A 23512-nucleotide genomic window follows, 5' to 3' on the forward strand; every position below is an offset into this window, starting at 1 on the left:
CCGACGGTCGGTTACGGCAGGACGTAGTTCTCGTTGAGCGCCGCGCCGCGGTCCGGCTTGTACTGGTCGTACCCGCGCGGGTTGCACTGCAGACCACCGTTGATGCAGTGGGTGGTCAGCGCGGCCAGGGTCGGCACGTCCCACGCGTTGTACACGTCGTAGTGGAACGTGTAGCCACGGCCGCTGGAGAACTGCACGCCGGACATGTTGCCGCTGACCGGCCACGCCATCTTGAACTCGATCATCGGGATGGCGACCGGGTGCGACGACGGGCAGACCCCGACGACCGCGTAGGCCATGTGCGCCTTGTGGTCCGGTGAGTCCAGGTGGATGCCGTCCCAGCAGCCGGGGGCCTGGAACCGGACGTTGAGCTGGCTGCCCGGGGTGCAGTTCGCGGGGATGTCCCACTGCCGGGTCAGGTCACCGCACTCGAAGCCCTCGACCGCACCGGGGTGGGTCCTGAACTGGTCGAGCGTGGAGGACGGGCTGCCCACGACGTACCGCAGGCCCGGCGGGAACGGCCGGACGCTGCGCCAGTCGAGCACGCCGCTCTTGTAGTAGATGACCTGGCGGTCGACCGGCTGCACGGCGACGCCGTTGTTGAGCAGGGTCGGCATCCAGTACGCGGTCTTGTCGCCCGGCGTGATGCAGGCGGTGCCACCGGCCTGCAGCGACGACAGGGTCGTGTTCGCGTTGGTGGTGGTGTTGCCCATGAAGGTGTGCGAGTGCGAGGCGCCCGGCAGCCCGAAGAAGACGATCGGGTCGTCGGGGAGGTTGCTGCGGCTCACCGAGCAGTTCGCCTGGAACTCGTGGTGGGTCGTCGGCGGGTTCGTCGCCGGCGGGGTCGCCGTCGACGGGGTCACGCCGGTGACCGGGTTCGGTGCCATGACCCAGCCGGGGCCGTCGGTCGCCGGCGGGGTGCCGGTCGACGTGCCGTAGACCTTGAACTCCCACAGCGAGTAGCCGTAGCCGGTGCCGCGCTGGGTGCCGTACATCCGCACGTAGCGGCCGGTGCCGTTGACGTTGAGCGTCTGCGTGCCGCCGGTGCCGGTGGTGGTGCTGTAGATGCTCGTCCAGGCGTTGCCGTCCGGCGAGGTCTGGATCTGGAAGGACTTGCCGTACGCGTTCTCCCACTGCAGGACGACCTGGGAGATGGTCGCGGTGGCGCCGAGGTCGACGCGCAGCCACTGCGGGTCGCTCCACTGGCTGCCCCAGCGGGTGCCGGGGTTGTTGTCGAACGCGCCGGCGGCCGGCGACTCGCCGAGTTCCTGCGAGGACGCGAGGGCCGGCTTGTTGAGCGAGAGCAGGGTGGGCGCGGCGGCGTCGGCGGAGGTGAGCTGGATCGCGCCGACGAGCATCGATGCGACCACCGCGGTGGTGACTCCGATGGGGGTCAGGATTCTTCTGAGCCGTCTTGTACTCATGGAGCTCCCAGGGTGTGGGCGGGCGCCGTCACCGGACCGTGGTGGTGCACGACGTCGTGAGGCGGTCACGCGCGTCGCCGGTGCCGGCGAGGAACCAGTGGCGGGAAGCGCCCGTTGGAGAGCGCTCTCCCAAATGTTGCGCCCGCATAGCCGGTCCGTCAATACGTGGCGTCGTCCTGCCGGTGCGAATCCGGATATTTCCGGCGTACCTCAGCGGAACTTAAGGCGAGAATGGAGAGCGCTCTCCAGATGCTCTTGTCCGGGGGTCCCTCAGAGCCAGCCGTGGCGGTGGGCGAGCAGGTACGCCTCGGCCCGCGACGCCACCCCCAGCTTCTGGGTCGCCGCGGCCAAATAGTTGCGCACGGTGCCCGGCGACAGCTGGGTCCGGCGGGCGATCACCGCGGCCGGGGTGCCGTGCTCGGCGAGCCGGAGCACCTCCAGCTCGCGCGGGGTCAGCGGGCACGGCGGCGCGGCGAGGGCGTCCGCGGCGAGCGCCGGGTCGACGTACCGCCCGCCGCCGTGCACCCGGCGGATCACGTCGGCGAGGGCGCCGCCCGGCGCGCCCTTCACCAGGAAGCCCTTCGCGCCGGCGGTGAGCGCCCGGCTCGGGTGGGCCGGCCTGCCCCGGCCGGTGAGGATGACCACGGCGCACGCCGGGAGCGCGCGGGCCAGCTCGGCGGTGACCTGCAGGCCGTCGAGGGCCGGCAGCTGCAGGTCGACGACGGCGACGTCGGGCCGGTGCGCGAGGGCCGCGTCGAGCGCGGCCCGCCCGTCGGTGGCCCTCGCCACCACGTCCAGGTCCGGCTCCAGGCCGAGCAGGGCCGCGAGGGCGGCCAGGATCAACTCCTCGTCGTCGGCGAGCAGGACCCGGATCACGCGGTGGCCCGCAGCTCGAACCGGTCGCCGTCGTGCCGGTGGGTGAGGGTGCCGCCGGCGCCGGCGAGGCGCTCCGCCAGCCCGCGCAGCCCGTAACCGCCGCCGTGCGTGTCTGGTGTTTCTTGTGCCCCGGCGCTGCTGTGGTACGGGCCGGCGCCGTCGTTGGTGACGGTCAGCGCGGCGCCGGACGGGCCGGCGTCGATGTCGATCGTGCACCAGGTCGCGTGGCTGTGCCGGAGCACGTTGGTGGTCGCCTCGCGCAGCACGGCGGCGAGCTGCGCCGCGGGGTCCGGCGGCACCGTGCCCCGCGTGGTGACGGTGCAGGCGATGCCGCAGGAGCGCAGCAGCCGGCTGATGTCGGCGAGGTGTTCGGCCAGGTCGACGGCCCGGTAGCCGTGCACGGCCCGGTGGACGTCGGTGATGGCGCCGGCGGCGAGGCGCTGCGCCTCGGCGGCCTCCTGCCCGGCGCGGCCGGCGTCGACGGGGGCGAGCCGGGCGGCGAGCTCCGCCTTCAGCGCGATGACGGTCAGGCTGTGGCCGAGCAGGTCGTGCACGTCACGGGCGAAGCGCAGCCGCTCCTCGGTGGCGGCCAGGGACGCCTGGGCGGCCCGGCCCTGGTCGAGCTCGACGAGCAGGCCCCAGAACCACAGCTGCAGCCAGCTCGTGAGCGCGATGGCGGCGCCGACGGCGGCGGTGAGCAGCACCGGCCCGGCCGGGTCGTGGGCGTGCCACCAGCCGAGGCCGCCGGCGGCGACCAGGGGACCGAGGGTCGCGAGCAGGGCCGCGCCGCGGTGGCCCAGCAGCGGCGCGGTGCCGACGATCGAGGCGCCGATCCACGCCCAGGCACCGGCGCCGGCGGGGACGCCGACCAGGGGCACGGACAGCGCGGCGGTCACCAGGTACCACAGCAGCCGCCGCGACCGGGTCGACTCCGGCAGCCACGGGGTGAGCGCCGCGTGCACCGCCGCCGCGTGCCCGGCGGCGAAGGCGAGGACCCCGGCGAGTGCGACCGGCACCAGGTGACCTTCGCGCAGGACCAGCCACCCGGGAGCGAGGAGGCTGCCGCCGACGCCGGTGGCGAGCGAGGCCAGGGCGACGAGCCTGGCCCGGCGCAGCCGCCGGTCCGTCGCGAGCATCGCCATCAACCGATGCTAGCGGCGGCGACGAGCGAGGCGGCGACGAGCAGGTCCAGCGGCAGGCAGAAGTCGACGTACCAGCGCGGCACGACCGACCCGTCGCGGTGCGCCCAGTCCCAGGCGGCGTGGCCGACCCAGCCGGCCGCGAGGACGTACTGGCCGATGGCGGGGTCCAGCAGCAGCGCGGCGAGCGCGACGGCGGTGAAGAGCGCGACCCCGGCGACCTGGCGGCGGCGGGCGGGCCGGCGGGCACTCCCGGCGGCTGGCTCGCCGCGCAGGTGCGCGGCGACGAGGTAGCCGAGGGCGGCGAGCGGCAGGATCCAGGTGACCGGCCCGCCGGGGGAGAAGGGGCCGAGGTCGGCGAGGCCGAGGGCGCCGAGGAGGACGCCGGCGATGACGCCGGGCCGGTGCAGTGTTCGAGTCATGCCCTTGACGGTGCGGGACTCCGGCGGCACCGGGCAGCCGCGTCCTGTCATCGGAATCCCATGCGTTTCGCCCGGGTGACACGTGCGGCATGTGCTCACTGAGGGTGTTTTGACTGATACGTTCCGTATAGGTGGAGGTGCCCTCCGTGTCCGCCCCGTGGGCCGTCCGCCGCACCGCGAGCGGGAAGGGACGAGACATGCGGCGAGAGACCCCGCGCATCCTGCACGTCACCGAGTCGATGGGCGGCGGCACCGCCGGCGCGATCGTCGAGTTCGTCCGCTCGACCCCGCAGTTCGAGCATCATCTGCTGTTCCGGCGGCGCGCCGGCAGCGACGTGCCGGTGCGGCACGAGGACCTGTTCGCCGGCAGCCGGGACGCCGGCGGCGGCCCGGTCCGGCTCGCCCGGGCGCTGCGCGAGATGCTGCCCGCCGTCGCGCCGCGCATCGTGCACCTGCACTCGACCTGGGCCGGGCTCGTCGGGCGGACGGTGATCCCGGCGGGCGTCCGCTCCGCGACCGGGCCCGCGATCCTGTTCACGCCGCACTGCTTCAGCTTCGAGCGCACCGACGTGCCACCGTCCGCCTCGCGCCTGCTGCGCGCCGCCGAGCGGGCCGTGGCCGCCTCCACCGACCTCGCCGTCTGCGTCAGCCCCCGCGAGGCGGACCTCGCCGCGGAGCTGGGCATCCCCGCCGTCGTCGTGCCCAACACCACCAGGGCCCGCACCGCCCGGCCCGACCGCCGCCCGGATCGCCGCGGCCGGGACGGGTCGATCGTCACCGTCGGCCGGGTCGGCCCGCAGAAGGACCCCGGCTTCCTCCTGCGGGTCAAGGCCCTGCTCGCCGGTCACGCCGGCGTCACCTGGACCTGGGTCGGCGGCGGCGACGCGCGCGGGGAGGCCGCGCTGCGCGCCGCCGGGGTCCGGGTGACCGGCTGGCGCTCGCCCGCCGAGGTGCGCCACCACCTCGCCGCCGCCGACGTCTACCTGCACACCGCCGCCTGGGAGGGCTGCCCGCTGTCGCTGCTCGAGGCGGCCGCGTCCGGGCTGCCGCTCGTCGCCCGCAGCATCCCGGCGCTGGACTCCCTCGGCCTCGACCCGGACCTCGGCACCGCCGAGGCCGTCGCCGCCGAGCTCGGCACGGTGCTCGCCACCGGCCGACCGGGCCGGCCGCGGCTGCAGGAGGCGTTCGCGGCCCGGCACACCCCGCAGGCCCAGGCGGCCGCCCTCGCCGACGCCTATGCACAGGTCCTCGGCCCGATCCCGGCGCCGCCGCTGAGCAGGGTCGGTTGAACATTTCCGGCGAACCGCGCATCTCGGCTTCGGCGCGGATCGTTGAGCCAGGTCAGGAGCACCTTCGGTGCCGCCATCACGTCTCCACGGAGGTGACCCGCCGGTGAGCGTCACGGTCAGCGTCATCATGCCCCTCCACCGCACCGCCCGGCATGCCGGACGGGCCCTCGGCTCGGTGCTCGCCACGCGGATCCCCGACGGTGTCACCGTCGAGCTGATCGTCGTCGACGACGCCACCACCGGCGGGTCCGCCGTCCTGGAGCCGCTGCTGCGCGACGCGCCGTTCCCGGCCAGGGTGCTGCGCCACGACGCGCCCCGCGGCCCGTCCGCCGCCCGCAACACCGGCCTGGCCGCCGCCACCGGCGACTACGTCTGGTTCGTCGGCGGCGACGACTGGGTCGACCCCGGGCTCCTCGCCGCGCTCGCCTCGGCCGCGCCGGACGCCGACATCGTCGTCGCCGGCACGGTGCCGGTGACCGAGGACGGCGTCACCGGCCCGCCGCTGCCCCGCCGCGCCACCGGCGCCGTGTGGACCGGCCCGCAGGCCGTCGAGGAGTTCCTGTACCGGCGGATCCGGGCGGGCGTGACGAACAAGCTCATCCGCCGCGGCCTGCTGGACGGGCTGTCGTTCCCGCTCGGCCCGCGGCACGAGGACGTCGCCGTGATGGCGTGGCTGCTGCTGCGGGCGCGGACCGTCGCGTACGTCGCCGGACCCGCGTACTTCCACCTCCGGCGTCCCGTTGCCGGCTTCGACCCGCGGGTCGCCGGCCGGGCCGCGGCCGTCGACGAGGCGCTGTTCGTCCTGTCCGGCGCCGGGTCACCCGCCGCCCGGCTGCACTTCCGCCTCCGCGCCGGCGCTCTCGCCGTCGCGGGCGCCGCGGCCCGCTCGTCGGTGGGGGAGCTGTCCGTCGCCGCGTGGGAGGCCGTCGGCGCCGCCCGCCGCGACCTGCGCCCACGCGACGCCTGGACGGCGCTGCGGCACCGGCAGCCGGCGCTCGCCGCGGGCGTGCTGCTCATCCGGCTGGCCCCGGCGCTGTACGTGCGGCTGTACCGGGCCGCCCGCGCCGCCGACCGCCACCGCGACGACCGCCTGGGCCGCCCGTGGCGCGGCGCCGCCGCCGCGGTCCCTGCTGCGGTTCAGGCTGCGGTTCCGGCCGCGGTTTCTGTCCCGTCGGAGCCGGCCGCCGAGCTTGTCGGAGCCGACCGTGCCTGACGCGGCGCCGTCCGGGCCGGCGGTCACCTGCGTCGTGCCCACCCACGACCGGCCGGAGCTGCTGCCACGGGCGCTGCGGTCGGTGCTCGCGCAGACGTCGCCGCCCGCGTCGGTGATCGTCGTGGACGACACCGGCTCCGCCCGGCCGGTCGTGGACGCGTTCGACGGCCGGATCCGGTACGTGCGGTCCTGGTCCTCGACCGCCGGCGCCTCCCGCAACCTGGGCGCCGCGCTCGCCGAGACGCCGCTGCTCGCGTTCCTCGACGACGACGACACCTGGCACCCGACGTTCCTGGCCCGGTGCGCCGCCGAGCTCACCCGCCCCGACCAGTCCACAGTGGACTTCGTGGCGGCGTGGACGTGGCGCTGCCGCGCCGGGCACCGCCGGCCCGGCGGCTCGCTGCCGCCGCTCGTCAGCCCCGACGACTGGCTGCACCGCAACCCCGGCCTCACCGGCAGCAACTTCGTGGTCCGCGCCGGGGCGTTCCGGCGGCTCGGCGGGTTCGACGCCACGCTGCCGGTCAACAACGACCTCGACCTGTTCGTCCGGGCCCTCGACCTCGGGCTGCGGTACGCGGTGGTGCCGGAGCGGCTGGTCGTGCAGTACCGCACCGGCTGCGGCGACCTGTCCCGCGGGCCCGGGCGGGCGTCGGGCCTGGCCGGCTACCGCGACAAGTACCGCGACCGGCTCACCGTCTCGCAGCGCCGCTTCCTGCGCCGGGAGCAGTACGTCGCGCTGCGGTTCCCCGACCAGCTGCGCCGCCGGCGGCTCGCGTACGCGCTGCTCGGCTGGCTCAACGCCACCCCGCGGCAGTGCGTCGAGGTCGTGCGGCACCGGCTGAACGGCGCGACCCTCTACTCCGACTGAGGAGCCGCCGCGTCAGCGGACCCGCAGGCTGAGGAGCCGCGTCAGCGGACCCGCAGGCCGGCGTCGCGGTACACGTGCTCGATGAGCGCCGCGTAGGAGGCGATCATCCGCGTCTGCGAGAAGCGTTCCCGGCTGCGCAGCAGCGCCGGGCCGAACTCCTCGCGCCGCTGCGCGGCCTCGGCCCAGGCGGCACTGATCGCGTCCGGGTCGCGGTTCGTCACCAGGCCGTGGCCGGCGACGAGGTCGGCGGAGTCGCCGACGTCGGTGGTGACCGGGACCGCGCCGCACATGGCGCCCTCGATGAGGCACAGCGGCGCCGCCTCACCGCTGACCGACGTCAGCGCGACCACGTCGGACGCGGCGTAGACGGCCTCCATGTCGCGGCGGATGCCCAGCAGGTGCACCCGGCTCAGCAGGCGCGGCTCGCCGGCGAAGACGTCCGTGAGCCGCCCGCACAGCTCGGCGTTGGCGGTGCTCATGCCGGCGCCGCACAGCAGGACGTGCCCGGACGGGTCACGCATGAGGAAGGCCCGGGCCGAGCGCAGGAACAGTGGCACGTCCTTCATCGGGTCGTACCGGGCGGCGAGCGTCACCACCGTCGCCTTCACCGGCACGCCCACGGCCCGGCGCACGGCGGCGCGGCGGCGGACCGGCACGGGCCGGAAGCGGGACAGGTCGACCCCGTTGGGGATGACCCGCAGCAGCCCGGCGGGGATGCCGGCGGCCGCGTAGGCGGTGCGGGTCGACTCGGCGCAGCAGATCGCGGCGGCGATGCGGCCGTCGGCGACGGCGGTCCTGAGGTCCGCGAGGGCGCTGCCCTGGTTCTCCGGGTCGGAGCGGTGCAGGCACACGATCACCGGGCGGCGCGGGAACTCGGGCCGGTTGACCAGCCGCAGCGGCTGCTCCTTGAGCGTCAGCACGATGTCGGCGTCCCCGGCGTGCCCGGCCGCGGTGGCGACCTCGGTGGCGCTGAACGTCCTGCGGGCGGCTCCGGCGGACCCGCCGACGCGCCGGCCGAGCGAGCTGACCGCGACGCCGGCGGCGCGCAGCCCCTGATAGCAGGCGTCGTCCTCCATGCGCTGCAGGACGGTCTCGCGGCGCATCGCACCGTGGATGCTCAGCACCGAATGGCGATGGCCGCCGGCGGTGTGCAGCCCGGCCACGACGGCGCTGTGCAGGACACGGGCGCCGCCCGAGAAGAATCCCTCATAGATCGACATCACCCGCAGTTCGCTCGTCACCGGCAAATCATCACCTGGCCTGCCCGGTCTGTCAGGTTGAGCGACGCTTTCTCCGGTGAACAGTAGGTTTCAGAGATATCACGAGTTCATGGACGGCCTGACCTGCGCCGATACGTCACAGCCGGCCGGCTACGGCGATGCGTCACACCCGGCCGGCTGCGCCGATGCGTCACAGCCGGGCGGGTGCGGCGATCCCGAGCAGGCCGAGTCCGGTCGCCAGGGTCTGTGCGGTCAGGGCACACAGCGCGATCCGGTTGTCCCGCACGGGCTGCGGTGCCTTGAGCACCTGGCACCGCTCGTAGAAGGCCGTCACCGCCTGCGCGAGGTCGTAGAGGTACGTGCACAGCCGGTGCGGCTCGCAGTGCCGGGCCACGCCGTCGAGCACGTCGCCGAACCCGTCCAGCCGCAGGATCAGCGCCCGCTCCGTGTCGTGCAGGGCAACGTCCGCCGTCGTGACCACCGCCGGCACGTCGCCGGCCTTCGCCAGGATCGACCGCAGCCGGGCGTGCGCGTACTGCAGGTACACGCCGGTGTTCCCGGTCAGCGCCATCATCCGGTCCGGGTCGTACAGGTAGTCGCGGGTCCGGCTGGTCGACAGGTCGGCGTACTTCACCGCGCCGATCCCGACGTCCCGTCCCCGCTCCGCCAGCTCCGCCGTCCCGAGCGTCGGGTTCTTCGCCTTGACGACCGCCGTGGCCCGCTCGACCGCCTCGGTGAGCAGCCCGACGAGCGGGGCCGTGTCACCGGACCGGGTCTTGAACGGCCGGCCGTCCGCGCCCAGCACCATCCCGAACGCGGCGTGCACCGTCTCGACCCGCGGCGGCAGCCAGCCGGCCCGCCGCGCGGCGTCGAACACCATCCGGAAATGCGGCGCCTGCCGCGCGTCGACGACGTAGACGATCCGGTCGGCGTGCAGGTCCGCGACCCGGTGCCGCACCGCCGCCAGGTCCGTGGCCGGATAGCCGAACCCGCCGTCGCTCTTGCGCACGATCAGCGGCGCCGCATCCGGGTCGTCCTCGGCGAACACGCACACGGCGCCGTCGCTGACCCGGGCCACGCCGAGCCGCGCCAGGTCCTCGGCGACACCGGTCAGCATCGGGTTGTAGCTGCTCTCGCCGGCGATGTCGGCGGGGGTCAACAGGACGTCGAGCCGGCCGTACACGTCGGAGAAGTAGCGCGCCGACTCCTCGACCATCGCCCGCCAGGCGGCGAGGCTCTCCGGGTCGCCGCCCTGCAACGCCACGACCCGCCGCCGGCTGCGTGCCGCGAACGCCGGGTCGCTCTGGAAGAGGGCATAGGCCGTCTTGTACCGGACGGTCAACGGCGACGTGTCCGACGGGTGCTCCGCCAGGTACTGGATGAGCATCCCGTATTGCGTGCCCCAGTCGCCGATGTGGTTCTGCCGCACGACGGTGCCGCCGAGGTGGGTCAGGACCCGGGCGAGGGCGTCGCCGATGATCGTCGACCGCAGGTGCCCGACGTGCATCTCCTTCGCCACGTTCGGATGCGAGTAGTCCAGCACGGTCCGCACGCCGGTCTGCGGCTGCCCCACCCCGAGCCGCGGGTCGGCGAGCCGCTCCGCGACCCGGCCCAGCAGCGCGGCGCCGGTCAGCGTGACGTTGACGAACCCCGGCCCGGCCACCTGCCGGTCCGCGATCAGGTCGTCGCCGGCGAGCCGCCCGGCGACCTCGGCGGCGAGCTGCCGGGGGTTGCGGCCGAGCGTCCGGGCGTGGCCCAGGATGCCGTCGGCCTGCAGGTCGGCGTGCTCCGACAGGCGGATCTGCGGGTCGAAGCCGCCCTCGGGCAGGGCCGCGACGAACCGGTCGGTGAGCAGGGCGGCGAACGACGGCACAACCATCGTGGACTCCAGAGGTGACGACGGAGCGGGCAGGAAGGGACGGACGGCGGTGTGGTCACCGTCGTCGTCGCGAACCCGCAGTCGTCGTCGCCGTCATGGTCCGTCAACGGTACCGGGACACCAGGGGCGGCCGGCAACCGAATTCCAGTAGGGTCGGCCGCATCTTCTCGCGACGGGCCAGGCTGAGCATGCTGGCGGTCGCCATCGGCCTGGTGACGGTCGGTGTGCCACCGCTGCTGCTGCCCCGCGACCAGGATCCGCCGGCTGCTCGTTCTTCGCCGTCCGCTGTCGCTTCGCCGTCTGCTTCTGTTGCTGCCTCGCCGGCCGTCGACAGCCCTGCGCCGAGCCCGGGAGCGCCGCCGTGCGGCACCGGCGGCAGCAGCCGGCCGTCGTGCAGCGTCTACGGCGCCGCGGTCGGCACCGGGTGGACGGTGCAGAGCACCGGCGTCAAGGTGGTCACCAACGGGGTCGTGCCCGGCACCGACCAGGTCGCGCTGCGGGTCGAGCCGAAGGAGAAGGCGGCCTCGGTCGCCCTCGTCGCCGCCGGGCCGGTCACCGCGACCCGCCTCACGTTCCGCGTCTACGGCGGCCGGGTCCACGGCACCGTCCTGCGGGTCACGGTGTCCGCGACGACGGCGCCGTCGGGCGCGGCACCGGTGGTGCTGACCGCCCCGGTCGACGTGTGGACCCCGTTCGATCTCGACCTGCGCGAGCTCGCCCCCGGGCAGCCGGTCCGCCGCATCGACCTGGTCGTCGCAACCGACATGCTGCCCAACGCGTACCGCTTCTTCGTCGACGACCTGCAGCTGCGCTGATGGACCCACGGGCGGCCCCGGCCGCGATCGCCCGCGCGGTGCTGCTCGGCAGGGCGGCGATCGCGTCCACCGCCGCGGCCGCGGGGCTGCTGCTCGTCGAGGACTGGTGGCGGGTCGTCGCCGTTCTCGTGACGGTCGCCGCCGGTACCGTCGCGGAGGTGAGCGTCCTGACGCGCTGGCCGGCGGTGACCCGCCACCCGTGGCCGGCCCTCGCCGCGGACCTCGCGGTCGCCGTCGCGGTGCTGCTGCTCAGCCGGGGCGGGATGGCGTTCTTCTGCTACGTGGCCGGCTCCGCCGCGCTCGGCGGCGCGCTGCTCGGCATGCGGGCGCTGCCGCTGTGGGCGGGTCAGGCGTCGCTCGGGTTCGCCGCCGCGGCCGCGGTCCTGCGCGCCAACGACCCACCGCCGGACGTGGCCGCGTTCATCGTCGCGTTCCCGATGATCAGCGTGCTCGCCGGGATCGGCGCGGCGGCCGCGACCACCGCCCTGCAACGCCACCTGGACCTGGCCGTCGAGGTGATCGGCGCGGCGCAGCGCTCCGCCGCGGCCTCCGAACGTGCCCGCCTCGCCCGGGAGCTGCACGACTCGGTCGCCAAGACACTGCGTGGGGTGTCCTTCGCGGCGCTCGCGCTGCCGCAGTCGCTGCGCCGCCACCCGGCCCTCGCCGAGCAGCTCGCCGGCACCGTCTCCCGCGGCGCCGAGGCGGCCGCGCGGGAGGCCCGGGAGCTGCTCGAGGGGCTGCGCATCGACCGGCTCGACCGGGACTTCGCCGACACCGTGCGGGCCACCGCCTGGGACTGGTCGGACCGCGCGCGGATCCCGGTCCGTGTCGACGCGGAGCCGGTCGAACCCGGCGTCGAGGTCCGGTACGAGATGCTCCGTATCCTTGCCGAGGCGTTGCAGAACGTGGCCCGGCACGCCGGCGCAGGCCGCGTCGACGTCGTGGTCCGCGCCGCCGGCGGCCGCCTGGAGGTGCGGGTCCGCGACGACGGCCGCGGGTTCACGCCGCGGGACCTGGCCGCCCTGCAGGCCGACGGCCACCTCGGCATCGTCGGCATGGCCGAGCGGGCCCGCAACGTCGGCGGCTCCCTGCGGGTCTCCGCGGTGCCGGGCGGCGGCACCGAGATCGTGGCGGTCACCCCCTTGGAGGTCGACTGAATACAATAGGTGATCGGGTGGTATACGGGATTGTCGGCGATTTGGTAGGGGGAGGTACGGTGCAAGTGCAGCAGGTCGCCGTCACCGCCGCAGTGCCGGTGTGACGACGTGACGACGTCCGTGCTCCTCGTCGACGACAACCCGATCGTGCGGGAGTCGTTGCGCGGCGTCCTCGCCCTCAGCGACGACGTGCGCGTCGTGGGGGAGGCCGGCAACGGCCGCGACGCGCTCACCCTCGCGCTGCGGCACCGCCCCGACGTGACCCTGCTGGACTACCGCATGCCGATCGCCGACGGACTGTCCATCGTGGACGAACTGGCCCAGCACACCGCGGTGCTCGCCCTCACCAGCGACGCCAGCCCCGACGTGATCGCCTCGATGCTGCGCGGTGGCGCCCGCGGCTACCTGGTGCACGGCCACTTCGACCCGCCGGACCTGCTCCGCGCGGTCCGCGCCGTCGCCGCCGGGCAGGGCTGGCTGTCGCCGGTCGCCGCGTCCGTGGCCGCGTCGGCGCTGCGCGAGCAGGGCTCCCGCCGCGTGGCCCGGGACCGCTTCGGCCTCACGGACCGCGAGCGTGACGTGCTCGACCTGCTCTGCGACGGGCTGTCCAACGCGGCGATCGCCGAGCGGCTGCGGCTCACCGAGAAGACGGTGAAGAACCACCTGTACAACGCGTTCGCCAAGCTCCAGGTCGGCAGCCGCACCGAGGCGATGCTCCGGTGGAGCGCTGGGACTTTCGACTCATGACCGCGGAGGCGGGGCGGTCATAGGTTCGCACGGTGGGTGGCACCATCGATTCGAAAGGCACCGCAACCGTGCGCAGACGCTTTGGTTTCCTGCTGGCAGCCGGCCTGTTCCTGGCCGCGTGCGATCCGAACCAGGGGCCGGTCGTGATCTCCCAACCGGCGCCGTCGTCGGCCGTGCCGTCCAGCGCCGCCCCGTCACCCGCCGGGTCACCGGCCCCGGCGCCGTCCTCGTCGTCGCCGGTGCCGACCGCGACCGCGTCGCCGGTCAAGACGTTCACCGACAAGCCACCGCAGGCGCAGTACCGCGAGTTTCACGCCAACTGCACCGAGACGCACCGGCTCAGCGACGACCCGATCGTCTTCCCCGGGCTCGCGGGCGCCGCGCACAACCACACGTTCGTCGGCAACCCGGCCTCGAACGCGACGTCCACGCCGCAGAGCCTCCTGCGCGGCAGGACCTCGTGCGAGGACACGCTCGACGCGTCGTCCTACTGGTTCCCGACCCTGACCCAGAACGGCGCCGTCGTGAAGCCGGAGAGGGTCACGATCTACTACAAGTCCGGGGTCAAGGACTACCGGACGGTGCAGCCGTTCCCGGCCGGGTTCCGGCTCATCGTCGGCGACATGCGGCTGCAGGACTCGGCGCAGTTCAGCGGCACCTGGAACTGCGGGGACTACCTCGGCAAGGCCATCCCGCCGTCGTGCCCCGCAGGCTCGTCGCTGATCGTGCGGATGCAGGCGCCGAGCTGCTGGGACGGCCGGAGCCTGGACAGTGCCGATCACAAGTCGCACGTGGTGTGGCCGGTCGGCGGGGTCTGCCCGGCGGGGAACCCGGTGCCGCTGCCGATGTTCGAGATGAAGGTCCCGTACAAGCTGCCCGGCGGCAACACATCCGGCCTGGCGTACTCGTCGGGCAACGGCTCGTCGTTCCACTACGACTTCATGAACGGCTGGGACGCACCCCGCCAGGCGGCCCTCGTGGCCCACTGCATCAACGGTGGCCGCCAGTGCAACGGCTTCGGGATCGACCAGCACAAGCCTTAGGACACCAGTCCTTCGGCATGAGCCAGGATGACCAGCTGGACCCGGTCCCGCACCCCGACCTTCGCGATGGCCCGCGTCACGTGGGTCTTCGCGGTCAGGGGACTGATGAACAGGTCCCGCGCGATCTCGTCGTTGGACAGTCCGGCGGCGACCAGGCGGACCACCTCGACCTCCCGCGGGGTCAGGACGGCGAGCCGGCCCTGAGACGGTGACGGCCCGGCGGCCGGGCGGTGTGCGAACTGCCCGATCACCCGGGCCGTCACGCTCGGCGACAGCAGCGCCTCGCCCGCCGCCACGACCCGCACCGCGCGGCGCAGCTCGTCGGGCTCGACCTCCTTGGTGAGGAAGCCGCTCGCGCCGGCCCGCAGCGCCGCGAACACGTGCTCGTCCGTCTCGAACGTGGTGAGGATGACGACCCGGGTGCCGGCGAGGTCCCGGTCGGCGACGATCTGCCCGGTCGCCGCGATCCCGTCCAGGCCCGGCATCCGGATGTCCATCAGCACCACGTCGGGCCGCAGCCGCCGGGCCTCCCGGACCGCCTCGTCGCCGGTGGACGCCTCGCCGGCGACGGTGATGTCCCGGGTGCGGCGCAGCAGGCTGCTGAATCCGGCGCGGACCAGCGCCTGGTCGTCGGCGAGCAACACGCGCACGGTCATGACGGGATTGTCGCGTGTACGGCGAAGCCCCCGGCACCGTTCGTCGTGAGCGAACCGCCGAGCGCCTCGACCCGCTCCCGCATCCCGGTCAGCCCGTGCCCGAACGGCGCGGGGGATCCCGTGCCGTCGTCGGCGACCGTGACCTCCGTCAGCGGTCCATAGTGGACGGTGACCGTGACGCTGCGCGCCGCGGCGTGCCGCACGGTGTTGGTGAGCGCCTCCCGGACGATGAGGCCGACGGCGGTGCGTACCGGCAGCGCGGCGTCAGCACCGTCGACGTGCAGCCGCGCGTCCAGCCCCGCGGCCCTGACCTGTGCCACGAGCGTCTCCAGGTCGAGCGGTTCGGCGGTCGGGTGCCGGTCGTCGCGGAGCACGCCGACGAGCGAGGACAGGTCGCCCATCGCCTTGCGCCGCACGTCCTGCGCCAGCCGCAGCGCGGCCCGGGCCTCGTCCGGCGCGGTGTCCAGGGCGTCCGCGGCCACGTTGAGGTGCACGCCGACGACCGCGAGGGTGTGCGCCACCGTGTCGTGCACCTCCCTCGCGACCCGCAGCCGTTCCTCGGTACGTTGCTGCTCGATCTCGGCGCGCTGCTGCTGGAACGCGGTCTGCGTCCAGCGCCGCCAGTTGCCGATCGCCACGGTGACCGCGAGCGCGGCGGTCAGCCACAGCACGTCCGGGCCGACGCCGGCGATCGCCCGGCTCGCGCTGTGCTGCAGCACCGTCCAGTCCAGGTTGAACGCCACGACGGCGTGGATCGCCGCGATCCCGACGACCAGCCGCAGCCGCGGCCGCGGGCCGATGACCACCGACACGTACAGCAGCGTCACCGGCCACAGCCAGCCACCGGTCGTCAGGTCGGCGACCCGCATCGCCACGACGCTGCAGATCCCGGCGACCAGGCCGGTGAGCGGCCACCGCAGCTGCGCCCACACCAGCATCGCCAGCCAGGTGGCCAAGGGCAGCGACCCCTCGGCGAGCCGGTCCCCGGAGCCGCTGATCACGGCGATGAACGTGACCGCGGCGAACGCGGCGACCATCTGCTTCTTCGTCATGCCGTCGAACGCTAGGCGTGGCAGCGGGCCAGGTCGTCGTCCGCGCGGAGGCACCGTCTCGTACACCATATGGAGTATCAGGCAGCAGGCTGATGTATTCACGGTGCTGTCGTTAGCGTTGCCGCCCATGGAGCATCGCTGCGGAAAGCATGCCGTCCTCGCCAACCCGGCGTCGCGGATCCCGATCTGGATGGACTGCGCCATCCACCGGTACACCGGCTATCAGATCGACCGCCGCTTCGCCGTGGTCGTCTCCCTGGAGTTCTCCTACGAGGAGACCGCGTCACTCGACTGGATCATCGAACACGGCATGCTTTAGCTGGTGTACCCGGATGCTTTAGCTGGTGTACCCCGGATAGAGCAGCGCGAGCTCGTCCGGGTACGTGGCGATCAGCCGTAGCTCGTCGTCCGTCAGTGGCCGGCCTGTCGCCGCGTTGCACAGCTGGACCAGCTTGAACGTCAGTTCCTCGCGCTTGACCTCGAGGCCGAGGTCGTCCATGACGTGGCGGAAGCCGGCCATCCCGCCGTACTCGCCGGTGAGCACCAGCCGTCCTTTGCCGGTGTGCCGGTCGGCGGGGAACGGGCCGAGGGCGTCCTCGTCGTACAGCTCGTAGTTGCGGTGGTCCTTCAACGCACCGTCGGCGTGGATGCCCGACTCGTGCGCGAACGCGTTGACCCCGACGCCGGGCTGGTGCTGCGGCAGCGGCTGCCCGAACGCGTACGACGCCCATGCTGCGAACCGCCGCGCCCAGGTCAGGTCGATCGGGTCGCCGATGCGAGCGTTCCCGGGCACGCCGAAGCCGTGTTGCAGCGCCAAAATGCAGCTCACCAGGTCCGCGTTGCCGGAGCGCTCGCCGATCCCGTTGACGCACGTGTTGATCCACGCGTCCTGCCCGGCCGCCAGGTCGCCGAACGCGCCGGCCAGGGAGTTGGCGACGGCCATGCCGAGGTCGTTGTGGCAGTGCGTCTCCACCGGCATCCCCGTCGCGCTGGCGAGGGCGGCGAAGCGCTCCCCGATCCGGCCGGGCGTGTCGCCGCCGATGGTGTCGCAGTACCGGACCCGATCGGCGCCCGCCTCCCGCGCGGCGAGGGCAAACTCGGTGAGGAAGCTGTCATCGGTCCGCGAGCCGTCCTCGGCGTTCACGCCGACGGTTTCGACACCGGCCTGTTTCGCTGCCTGTACCGCGGCGACCATTTCCTTGATGACGGCCTCGCGGTCCAGCCGGCCCCGGAACTTGCCCCGCAGCATCTGATCCGACGTCGAGATCGACAGGTTGTAGTGCCGCAGCCCGAGCGGGGCGGCCTTCTCGACGTCGCCGGCCACGGCCCGGCACCAGCCTGACAGCCGCAGGTCACCGAACGCGCCGGCGGCCTGCAGGGCGGTCTGCGCCCGCACGTACGGCACCTCGTGGAACAGAAACGGGAAGCCGATCTCCGACTGCGCGACGCCGAGCCGCCCCAGGTAGAAGTTGACCATCGTCTTGCCGAACTTCGACAGCCCGGTCCGAGCCGTCTGCACCCCGTCACGGTTGGTGACGTCGAGAAAGTGAATCTGTGGCATGCCTTCGAGGTTGACCGCTGACAGTCTGGTGTGTCAACGTTGACGAAAATCAAGTAGGAGGCGTTGGTGGCCAGGTGGATCGGGGCGGACGAGGCGTCCCGCCGGCTCGGTGTGAAACCGGCCACCCTCTATGCGTATGTCAGCCGCGGCGTCCTCGCCCGCCGCAAGGGCGACGACGGTCGCAGCGTGTTCGACTCGGAGGAGATCGAGCGCCTCGCCCTGCGCGGCCGCCCCCGCCGCCGCCCCGGAGCAGCGTCCGAGCTGGTGATCGAGTCGGCGGTGACCCTGCTCGGCCCCGACCGCGCGTACTACCGCGGCCGCGACGCCATCGACCTCGCCAAGACCGCCACCTTCGAGGCCACGGCCACCTGGCTCTGGACCGGCGCCCCTACCGCCCTACCCCCACCCACCGCCACCCCCACCCCGGCAACGCCCGGTCCCGCCCCGGCTGGCTCTGCCCCGCCTACTGGCTCTGCTACAGCGGCTGGCTCTGTCACGGCGGGCGGGTCTGTTGCGCTGGCTGGTTCTGTCACGGCGGGCGGGTCTGACACGCCGGACCTGGCGCCGGTCGGCACGGCGGGCGCTGGATGGGTCGCCGATCCGGTCGCGGTGGCCGCCGCCCGCGCCGCCCAGGAGCTCCTCCCGCCGGGGGTGCTGCCACTGGAGCGCCTCCAGGTCATCACCACAACACTCGCCGCCGCCGACCCGGTCCGCCTGACCCTGGACCCGGCCGCGGTGATCCGCACCGGCCAGACCCTGATCGCCGGCCTCGTCGACGCCCTACCTGCCACCCTTCCGGCCGCTACCTCCGACTCCGCCGCTGCGTCTCGCCTCGACTCCGCACGGCCCTCTGGCCTCGGTTCCGCGCCGGGCCTGGACTCCGCACGGTCCTCTGGCTTCGATTCCGCACGGTCTGCGGTTCTCGAATCTGCGCCTGGTCGGGAATCCGCGCCCAGCTTCGACTTGTCTCCTGACTCTGCGGGCGACTCCGGGCGCTGGGTGCCGGAAGAGGATGTGGACCGGAGAGCGATTGCGTGGCGGCTGTGGGAGAAGCTCGCCGCGCCGGATGCCGATCCCGTGCTTGCCGATGTGCTGCGGTTTGCGATGGTGCTGCTCGCCGACCACGAGCTCGCCGCCTCGACCCTCGCCGCCCGGGTCGCCGCCTCCGTCCGCGCTGACCCCTACGCCGTCGTCGCCGCCGGTCTCGGTGTCACCAGCGGCGCGCTGCACGGCGGTGCCTCCCTCGGTGTCGAGGCGATGCTCGCCGAGGCCACCGACCCGTCCCTCGCCGCCGCCGTGATGGGTCAGCGCCTGCGCCGCGGCGAACGCATCCCAGGCTTCGGCCACGCTGTCTACCGCTCCGGCGACGCCCGCGCCGCAGCCCTCCTCGACCGCATCCGCGCCGCAGCTCCGACCGGCGCCGACCGTCGTGCCCATCCGGCGCTCGCCGTCGCCGACGCGATCCTCGACGAGGCCCGCCGCCGTCGCCTCCCGCACGTCAACGTCGACTTCGCCCTCGGCCTGCTCACCACCCTCGCCGGCATGCCCCGCGGCGCCGGCGAAGCCATCTTCGCCGTCGCCCGCACGGCCGGCTGGCTCGCTCATGCCATGGAGGAGTACGCGCAGCCGACCCGCCTGCGCCTGCGCGCCTCCTACACCGGACCCCTCGCCTAGGGTCCGTGTCGAGGTAGGGGTCGGCGCGGCGCGAGTCTTCGGTGCCGGCCCAGGCTGCGCTGGACGCCCGGGTGCCGCCAGATCGCCTGCGCCGTCAGCCTCGGCCAACGGCGCCGGGCAGACACGTGCAGGCACTCGCCGCGCGGGTGCCTGGTGCGCAGAGACGTGGTCGGCAGAGGCCAAGCGCCCAGGTGCCGGCCGTGCGAGCGCCGGGTGCACGGACACAGGCACTGCGGCGGCAGACGCCGGTCGTGTGCACGCTGGGCCGACAAACGTCGGGTGCGCGGGTGTCGACGGCTCGGGTGCTGGGTGCGCGGACGCAGGCGCCGCGGTGGCAGACGCCGATCGTGTGCGCGCTGGGCCGACAGGCGTCGAGCGCGTGGGCGCCGGAGGCGTCGGGGGCGTCGGATGCGCGGGTGCTGGGTGTGCGGACGCAGGCACCGCGGTGGCAGATGCCGGTCGTTTGCATGCTGGGCCGACAAACGTCGGGTGCGTGGGCGCCGGAGGCTCGGGCGTCGATGGCGCGGGTGCGGAGGGCGCGGGTGACGGGTGCGCGGACGCAGTCGCCGCAGCGACAGACGCCGGTCGTGTGTGTGCTGCGCCGACAGGCGTCGAACGCGTGGGTGCCGGAAGCTCGGGCGCCGGGAGCGTAGGCGCGGAGGGCGTGGGTGCCTGGCGCGCGGATGCAGGCGCCGCCGTGGCCCGTGCCGGTCGTGTGCGCGCCGGGTCAACAACCATCGAGCGCGCGGGCGCTGGAGGCGTCGAGGGCGTCGAGAGCGTGGGTGCCGGGTGCGCGGACGCAGGCGCCGCCGTGGCCCATGCCGGTCGTGTGCGCGCCGGGTCAACAACCGTCGAGTGCGCGGGCGCGGAGGGCGCGGGTGCCGGGCACATGGACGCAGGCGCTGCGGCGGCAGACGCCGGTCGTGTGCGCGCTGGGTCGACAACCGTCGACTGCGTGGACGCCGCGGGCGCGGTTGCCCGGCGGGGCGGCGCAGAGCGCGCGGGTGCCTGGCGTGACGGCGCCGGGCCGGCAGATGCCGGACGGGCCGGTGCCGGACGTGCCGACGTCGACGCAGGCACCGCTGCAGCCGAGCGGCAGCCCGCCGCGCCGCGCGAGGCCGGGCTGACCGCAACGGCCGGGCTGGCCGCAACGGCCGGGCTGGCCGCGACGACCGGGCTGGCCGCGACGACCGGGCTGGCCGCAACGGCTGGGCTGGCCGCAACGGCTGGGCTGGCCGCAACGGCTGGGCTGGCCGCGACAGCCAGCGAGTCCGCACGCGCATCCAGGTCCGCCAAGAGCCGAACTGTCCGCAACCGGGCCAGCTTCGTTGCGTGACGGGCGGCCAGTCCGTGCGCGCGGGCCTCCGCGAACTCGGCCCGCACCCGCAGCTTCTCCTCGCGCCGGCGTTGCCAAGCAGCCGTCGACGCGGCCAGTCGAGCGTCCAGATCGATCGACCCCGGCGTCGCCGTCGAGCCGGAATCCGGTGCTTCCAAAGAAAAGTACGGTCGTGGCACGTGCCGCCTCCCCCCGGTAGGCGCTACCCCCTCATTCTCAAACCTGCACACCCTCGCGTCCAGCGCGATCACGCCCAGCGACCGCAGACGTGCTGCCAGTGGTGATGAGGAGCAGGGCGGCGATGTAGGTGGTCATGACGATCAGGTCGCGGCCCGGGAAGTCGAGGTCGGCGGCGCCGAGGCCGATCAGCAGGTCCGAGAGCAGGAACAGCGCGGCGCCCGCAGCGACGGTGCGGGAGACGGCGGCCGCCGCGGCGGCCATGGCGGACAGGGCGAGGCTGTACACCAGGATCGGGACGCGCAGCGGGCCCAGTGACGGCCAGAGCAGGATGTTGAGCACCGCCCACAGGACGGCGTAGCCGGCTGCGGCAAATCCGAGCAGGGGAGCGCGGCGCAGGAAGGCGAGCAGGAAGCAGATCTGGGTGCCCAGGAAGCAGGCCATGCCGAGCAGGAAGGGCACGGTGCCTGGCACGAGGAGGGCGACGTCGCCCGCGAAGGCGAAGACCAGGCCCCACCCGATGAGGAGGGACCGGCCGTCCTTGCGCACGAGGTACCAGAGCAGCAACGGGGCGAGCAGCGGCTTGGCGATCCACTGCAGCGGGTGCCAGGAAAATGCGACACCTATGAGTTCAGCAGAGGCAGCGAAAGCGAAGAGCCAGAGCGCGAGCCTCATGAAGGTTGCCAGCCGGGGTGGCCGAACACGAAGCGCATGCGGTGCCGCCAGCTGGATGCGGTGCGCACGTCGCGCCAGATGTCGCGGTATTCGTGGGTGGCCACGCGCAGCGGGTTGTATGTGCCGATGTTCTTCGTCAGGCCGTAGACGACGCGGGCTCGTTCGGGTTCGAACGTGCCGAAGAGGCGGTCCCAGATGATGAGGATGCCGCCGTAGTTGCGGTCCAGATATTCATGGTTCGCGCCGTGGTGGACGCGGTGGTGCGACGGGGTGTTGAAGCACCATTCAACGAAGAATGGCAGGCGGCCGACCCGTTCGCTGTGCAGGAAGAACTGGTAGGCGAGGCTGATCGACTGCTGCAGGAACACCATCCAGGGCGGAATGCCCAGCAGCGGCAGGAACAGCCAGAACGGGGTGCCGGTCATCGGGGTCCAACTCTGCCGCAGCGCCGTGGAGAGGTTGAAGAAGACGCTGGAATGGTGCACGACGTGGCCGGCCCAGAAGAGGCGGACCTCGTGGTGCAGGCGGTGGAACCAGTAGTACGCGACGTCGTCGGCGAAGAACAGCAGCGCCCACGTCCACGGGCTGTGCGGGTCGAGTTTGAGCGGGGTGAGGACGTAGAGGCCGGCGTAGGCGAGCGCGACGACGATCTTCCACGGCACGCCGATGATCTGGCTGCCGAGGCCCATGGAGAGGCTGGTGGTGGTGTCGCGGACCTCGTAGCCGCGTTCGTCGTCGTCGGGCAGGAAGCGGTAGGACACCGCCTCCATGACGATGAGCAGCAGGAACGCGGGCACGGCGTAGAGCACGGCGGGGATCATGCTCGAGCTTCCTTTCGCGCCTGAACGGCCTGAACGGCCTGAACGGCCTGGATGGGGGCGGTGAGCAGCGCCTGGGCCTGCGCGAACGCCGAGGCGGCGGCGCCGGTGGTGATGTGGTCGCTGAGCCGGCGGTGCCCGGCGACGTCGAGCAGCTCGGCGGTGCGCAGCGTGGGCGGGACGTGACCGACCGCCAGCGCGCCGCTGACGAGGCTGTTGAACGCGAGGAGGTACGCGATGTTGCCGCTGCCCGCGACGACGGCCCGCCACAGTGCGACGTTCGCCTCGCCCATGCGGTCCAGGTCCGGGGCCGCGGCCGCGAGTGCGTCGACCGAGGTGGCCACGAGTGCCTTCGCCGCGGGGGTACCGCGCAGCGCGCACAACCTGGCCGAATCGGCCCCCACGCAGGCGCGCATCTCCATCATGTCGCGCACGAGCGTGCTGACCGGCAGGATGTCGCCGCTGGACATCGCGAGGTCCAGCCCGGCGTGCACCCGCCAGTCCAGGACCCTGGTCGCGCCGCCCTGGCTGACCTTGACCAGGCCGAGCTGCTGGAGCCGGCGCAGCGCCTCGCGCACGGCATGCCGGTTCACCTCGAACGTCGCGGCGAGCTCGCGCTCACTCGGCAGCGCCGCGTCCGGCGCGTAGGCGCCGCTGAGCACGGCGTCCCGCAGCTGCGCGAACACGTGGTCGGACACGGAGCTGCGCGGAGCCGGCGTCAGGGTCACGCCGCGACTGTCTCACACATCAACTGGTTGGACCAGTCCCGGCGAAGACGATCAGGCGGGGACCCGGGTGGGCTCAGTCCGTCAGGCTGTCCACGATCTTCTGGGCGGTCGTGGTGTGTTTGGCGTACGCGTTGGCGAAGGCGCTGCGCTGGACCGCCTGGGCGGCGCCGGTGACGCTCATCGACTGCCAGCCGGAGACCTTCATCAGCTTCGTGTAGAACTTCGCCGACGCGAACGCGGGGTCCATCAGCTGCTCGACCGTGCCCCAGATGCTCACCCGCTGCTGGAAGATGCCGAGCGAGTCGTAGTTGGTGCCGGTGCCCTCGTGGGGGAGCTTCAACGACGCGGGCACCTTCGGGTTCGCCAGGTTCTTCAGGTAGGTCTCCTGCAGCGCGGTCGCGATCGCCACGACGTACGCGCGCTCGGGCAGGCCCATCTGCCGGCCGACCTCGATGACGATGAACGCGTTGTTGGTCGCCGCCTGGGTGAGCCCGGCGACCGGCTTGGGCACCAGGGAGGCCCCTGGCGCCGAGGCCAGCTCCACGCCGCGGGCGGCGCTGGCCCGGGCATGCGTCTCGTAGAACTTGGCGGCGTCGAAGGAGGTGTCGTCGGTGACCGTCGCCGGCTCGTTGGGGAAAATCGCCCATGAGACGCCGACGCTGATCAATGAGGCGACGAGGCTGATCGCGGCAAGCATCGCCATCCTGCTGAAATGCAGGCGACGTGCGGCAGCGCGCCTACGC

The 23512-nt window shown here is 73.5% G+C and carries 23 protein-coding genes; 10 read left to right on the plus strand and 13 right to left on the minus strand.

Annotation, left to right across the window (positions count from 1 at the left end):
- Positions 1-11: 11 nt before the first annotated feature.
- The 4 genes from AB0K00_RS29655 to AB0K00_RS29670 all read right to left on the minus strand — a co-directional run bounded on the left by AB0K00_RS29655 (position 12) and on the right by AB0K00_RS29670 (position 3861).
- Positions 12-1424 (minus strand): DUF1996 domain-containing protein, encoded by a 1413-nt coding sequence (locus tag AB0K00_RS29655; protein ID WP_363526576.1) that lies wholly within the window; start codon positions 1422-1424, stop codon positions 12-14.
- A gap of 270 nt (positions 1425-1694) precedes the next feature.
- Complete coding sequence (locus AB0K00_RS29660) at positions 1695-2300, minus strand: response regulator transcription factor (protein ID WP_363526578.1); 606 nt, start codon at positions 2298-2300, stop codon at positions 1695-1697.
- Positions 2297-3442, minus strand: a complete 1146-nt coding sequence (locus AB0K00_RS29665) for a histidine kinase (RefSeq protein WP_363526581.1) — start codon at positions 3440-3442, stop codon at positions 2297-2299. The genes AB0K00_RS29660 and AB0K00_RS29665 overlap by 4 nt, the downstream gene beginning before the upstream one ends.
- Complete coding sequence (locus AB0K00_RS29670; protein WP_363526584.1) at positions 3442-3861, minus strand: hypothetical protein; 420 nt, start codon at positions 3859-3861, stop codon at positions 3442-3444. The genes AB0K00_RS29665 and AB0K00_RS29670 overlap by 1 nt, the downstream gene beginning before the upstream one ends.
- 197 nt (positions 3862-4058) lie before the next feature.
- On the opposite strand from AB0K00_RS29670, the gene AB0K00_RS29675 reads away from it, so the two are divergent.
- From AB0K00_RS29675 to AB0K00_RS29685, 3 genes are all read left to right on the plus strand, one after another.
- Complete coding sequence (locus AB0K00_RS29675; RefSeq protein WP_363526586.1) at positions 4059-5150, plus strand: glycosyltransferase; 1092 nt, start codon at positions 4059-4061, stop codon at positions 5148-5150.
- 103 nt (positions 5151-5253) lie between these two features.
- The gene (locus AB0K00_RS29680) at positions 5254-6363 is read left to right on the plus strand and encodes a glycosyltransferase family 2 protein (RefSeq protein ID WP_363526589.1); all 1110 of its coding nucleotides are present in this window, start codon (positions 5254-5256) and stop codon (positions 6361-6363) included.
- On the plus strand, positions 6356-7231 hold the full coding sequence (locus AB0K00_RS29685; RefSeq protein WP_363526592.1) for a glycosyltransferase family A protein: 876 nt from the start codon (positions 6356-6358) through the stop codon (positions 7229-7231). The genes AB0K00_RS29680 and AB0K00_RS29685 overlap by 8 nt, the downstream gene beginning before the upstream one ends.
- A 41-nt stretch (positions 7232-7272) precedes the next feature.
- Here the strand turns inward: AB0K00_RS29685 and AB0K00_RS29690 are convergent, their stop codons facing one another.
- Both AB0K00_RS29690 and argS read right to left on the minus strand, forming a co-directional pair.
- A complete protein-coding gene (locus AB0K00_RS29690) occupies positions 7273-8472 on the minus strand; it encodes a glycosyltransferase (RefSeq protein ID WP_363526594.1) in 1200 nt (399 codons plus the stop codon).
- Between the two features lie 169 nt (positions 8473-8641).
- Entirely contained in the window at positions 8642-10330 is a 1689-nt protein-coding gene (argS, locus tag AB0K00_RS29695; protein WP_363526598.1) for an arginine--tRNA ligase, read from the minus strand.
- Positions 10331-10518: 188 nt separating this feature from the next.
- Here argS and AB0K00_RS29700 point away from each other — a divergent pair, with 188 nt between their 5' ends.
- The 4 genes from AB0K00_RS29700 (at position 10519) to AB0K00_RS29715 (ending at position 14092) form a co-directional block, all read left to right on the plus strand.
- Entirely contained in the window at positions 10519-11145 is a 627-nt protein-coding gene (locus AB0K00_RS29700; RefSeq protein ID WP_363526601.1) for a hypothetical protein, read from the plus strand.
- On the plus strand, positions 11145-12302 hold the full coding sequence (locus tag AB0K00_RS29705; RefSeq protein WP_363526604.1) for an ATP-binding protein: 1158 nt from the start codon (positions 11145-11147) through the stop codon (positions 12300-12302). Before AB0K00_RS29700 ends, AB0K00_RS29705 begins: the two co-directional genes overlap by 1 nt.
- Positions 12303-12410: 108 nt before the next feature.
- A complete protein-coding gene (locus AB0K00_RS29710; RefSeq protein WP_363526607.1) occupies positions 12411-13049 on the plus strand; it encodes a response regulator transcription factor in 639 nt (212 codons plus the stop codon).
- A gap of 68 nt (positions 13050-13117) precedes the next feature.
- Positions 13118-14092 carry a DUF1996 domain-containing protein gene (locus AB0K00_RS29715; RefSeq protein ID WP_363526610.1) on the plus strand — a complete coding sequence of 325 codons (975 nt, stop codon included), beginning with the start codon at positions 13118-13120 and terminating at the stop codon, positions 14090-14092.
- Here AB0K00_RS29715 and AB0K00_RS29720 read toward each other — a convergent pair.
- A complete protein-coding gene (locus AB0K00_RS29720; RefSeq protein WP_363526613.1) occupies positions 14089-14748 on the minus strand; it encodes a response regulator transcription factor in 660 nt (219 codons plus the stop codon). The two genes, AB0K00_RS29715 and AB0K00_RS29720, sit on opposite strands and share 4 nt — an antisense overlap.
- On the minus strand, positions 14745-15800 hold the full coding sequence (locus AB0K00_RS29725) for a histidine kinase (protein ID WP_363526616.1): 1056 nt from the start codon (positions 15798-15800) through the stop codon (positions 14745-14747). The genes AB0K00_RS29720 and AB0K00_RS29725 overlap by 4 nt, the downstream gene beginning before the upstream one ends.
- A gap of 127 nt (positions 15801-15927) precedes the next feature.
- Here AB0K00_RS29725 and AB0K00_RS29730 point away from each other — a divergent pair, with 127 nt between their 5' ends.
- Positions 15928-16119, plus strand: coding sequence for a hypothetical protein (locus tag AB0K00_RS29730; RefSeq protein ID WP_363526619.1), 192 nt, complete (start codon positions 15928-15930; stop codon positions 16117-16119).
- An 18-nt stretch (positions 16120-16137) separates the two neighbouring features.
- Here AB0K00_RS29730 and AB0K00_RS29735 read toward each other — a convergent pair whose 3' ends face one another.
- A complete protein-coding gene (locus AB0K00_RS29735; protein WP_363526621.1) occupies positions 16138-17361 on the minus strand; it encodes a hypothetical protein in 1224 nt (407 codons plus the stop codon).
- 66 nt (positions 17362-17427) lie between these two features.
- On the opposite strand from AB0K00_RS29735, the gene AB0K00_RS29740 reads away from it, so the two are divergent.
- Positions 17428-19035, plus strand: coding sequence for a citrate/2-methylcitrate synthase (locus tag AB0K00_RS29740; protein WP_363526624.1), 1608 nt, complete (start codon positions 17428-17430; stop codon positions 19033-19035).
- A gap of 955 nt (positions 19036-19990) precedes the next feature.
- A complete protein-coding gene (locus AB0K00_RS29745) occupies positions 19991-20371 on the plus strand; it encodes a hypothetical protein (RefSeq protein ID WP_363526627.1) in 381 nt (126 codons plus the stop codon).
- A gap of 216 nt (positions 20372-20587) precedes the next feature.
- Here the strand turns inward: AB0K00_RS29745 and AB0K00_RS29750 are convergent, their stop codons facing one another.
- The 4 genes from AB0K00_RS29750 to AB0K00_RS29765 form a co-directional block, all read right to left on the minus strand.
- Positions 20588-21223 carry a lysoplasmalogenase gene (locus AB0K00_RS29750; RefSeq protein ID WP_363526630.1) on the minus strand — a complete coding sequence of 212 codons (636 nt, stop codon included), beginning with the start codon at positions 21221-21223 and terminating at the stop codon, positions 20588-20590.
- A complete protein-coding gene (locus tag AB0K00_RS29755; protein WP_363526633.1) occupies positions 21220-22044 on the minus strand; it encodes a sterol desaturase family protein in 825 nt (274 codons plus the stop codon). The genes AB0K00_RS29750 and AB0K00_RS29755 overlap by 4 nt, the downstream gene beginning before the upstream one ends.
- Positions 22041-22769, minus strand: a complete 729-nt coding sequence (locus AB0K00_RS29760) for a GntR family transcriptional regulator (RefSeq protein WP_363526636.1) — start codon at positions 22767-22769, stop codon at positions 22041-22043. The genes AB0K00_RS29755 and AB0K00_RS29760 overlap by 4 nt, the downstream gene beginning before the upstream one ends.
- Before the next feature lie 73 nt (positions 22770-22842).
- Positions 22843-23472, minus strand: a complete 630-nt coding sequence (locus AB0K00_RS29765; RefSeq protein ID WP_363526639.1) for a hypothetical protein — start codon at positions 23470-23472, stop codon at positions 22843-22845.
- Positions 23473-23512: the final 40 nt, after the last annotated feature.

It is taken from the genome of Dactylosporangium sp. NPDC049525, from assembly GCF_040676755.1.
In the GTDB taxonomy this organism is placed as follows: domain Bacteria; phylum Actinomycetota; class Actinomycetes; order Mycobacteriales; family Micromonosporaceae; genus Dactylosporangium.

Coding starts and splice junctions, on each gene's coding strand:
- AB0K00_RS29730 (WP_363526619.1), top strand. CDS start 15,928: ATGGAGCATCGCTGCGGAAAGCATGCCGTCCTCGCCAACCCGGCGTCG.
- AB0K00_RS29750 (WP_363526630.1), bottom strand. CDS start 21,223: ATGAGGCTCGCGCTCTGGCTCTTCGCTTTCGCTGCCTCTGCTGAACTC.
- AB0K00_RS29700 (WP_363526601.1), top strand. CDS start 10,519: ATGCTGGCGGTCGCCATCGGCCTGGTGACGGTCGGTGTGCCACCGCTG.
- AB0K00_RS29655 (WP_363526576.1), bottom strand. CDS start 1,424: ATGAGTACAAGACGGCTCAGAAGAATCCTGACCCCCATCGGAGTCACC.
- AB0K00_RS29720 (WP_363526613.1), bottom strand. CDS start 14,748: ATGACCGTGCGCGTGTTGCTCGCCGACGACCAGGCGCTGGTCCGCGCC.
- argS (WP_363526598.1), bottom strand. CDS start 10,330: ATGGTTGTGCCGTCGTTCGCCGCCCTGCTCACCGACCGGTTCGTCGCG.
- AB0K00_RS29675 (WP_363526586.1), top strand. CDS start 4,059: ATGCGGCGAGAGACCCCGCGCATCCTGCACGTCACCGAGTCGATGGGC.
- AB0K00_RS29765 (WP_363526639.1), bottom strand. CDS start 23,472: ATGGCGATGCTTGCCGCGATCAGCCTCGTCGCCTCATTGATCAGCGTC.
- AB0K00_RS29755 (WP_363526633.1), bottom strand. CDS start 22,044: ATGATCCCCGCCGTGCTCTACGCCGTGCCCGCGTTCCTGCTGCTCATC.
- AB0K00_RS29725 (WP_363526616.1), bottom strand. CDS start 15,800: ATGACGAAGAAGCAGATGGTCGCCGCGTTCGCCGCGGTCACGTTCATC.
- AB0K00_RS29735 (WP_363526621.1), bottom strand. CDS start 17,361: ATGCCACAGATTCACTTTCTCGACGTCACCAACCGTGACGGGGTGCAG.
- AB0K00_RS29670 (WP_363526584.1), bottom strand. CDS start 3,861: ATGACTCGAACACTGCACCGGCCCGGCGTCATCGCCGGCGTCCTCCTC.
- AB0K00_RS29705 (WP_363526604.1), top strand. CDS start 11,145: ATGGACCCACGGGCGGCCCCGGCCGCGATCGCCCGCGCGGTGCTGCTC.
- AB0K00_RS29665 (WP_363526581.1), bottom strand. CDS start 3,442: ATGGCGATGCTCGCGACGGACCGGCGGCTGCGCCGGGCCAGGCTCGTC.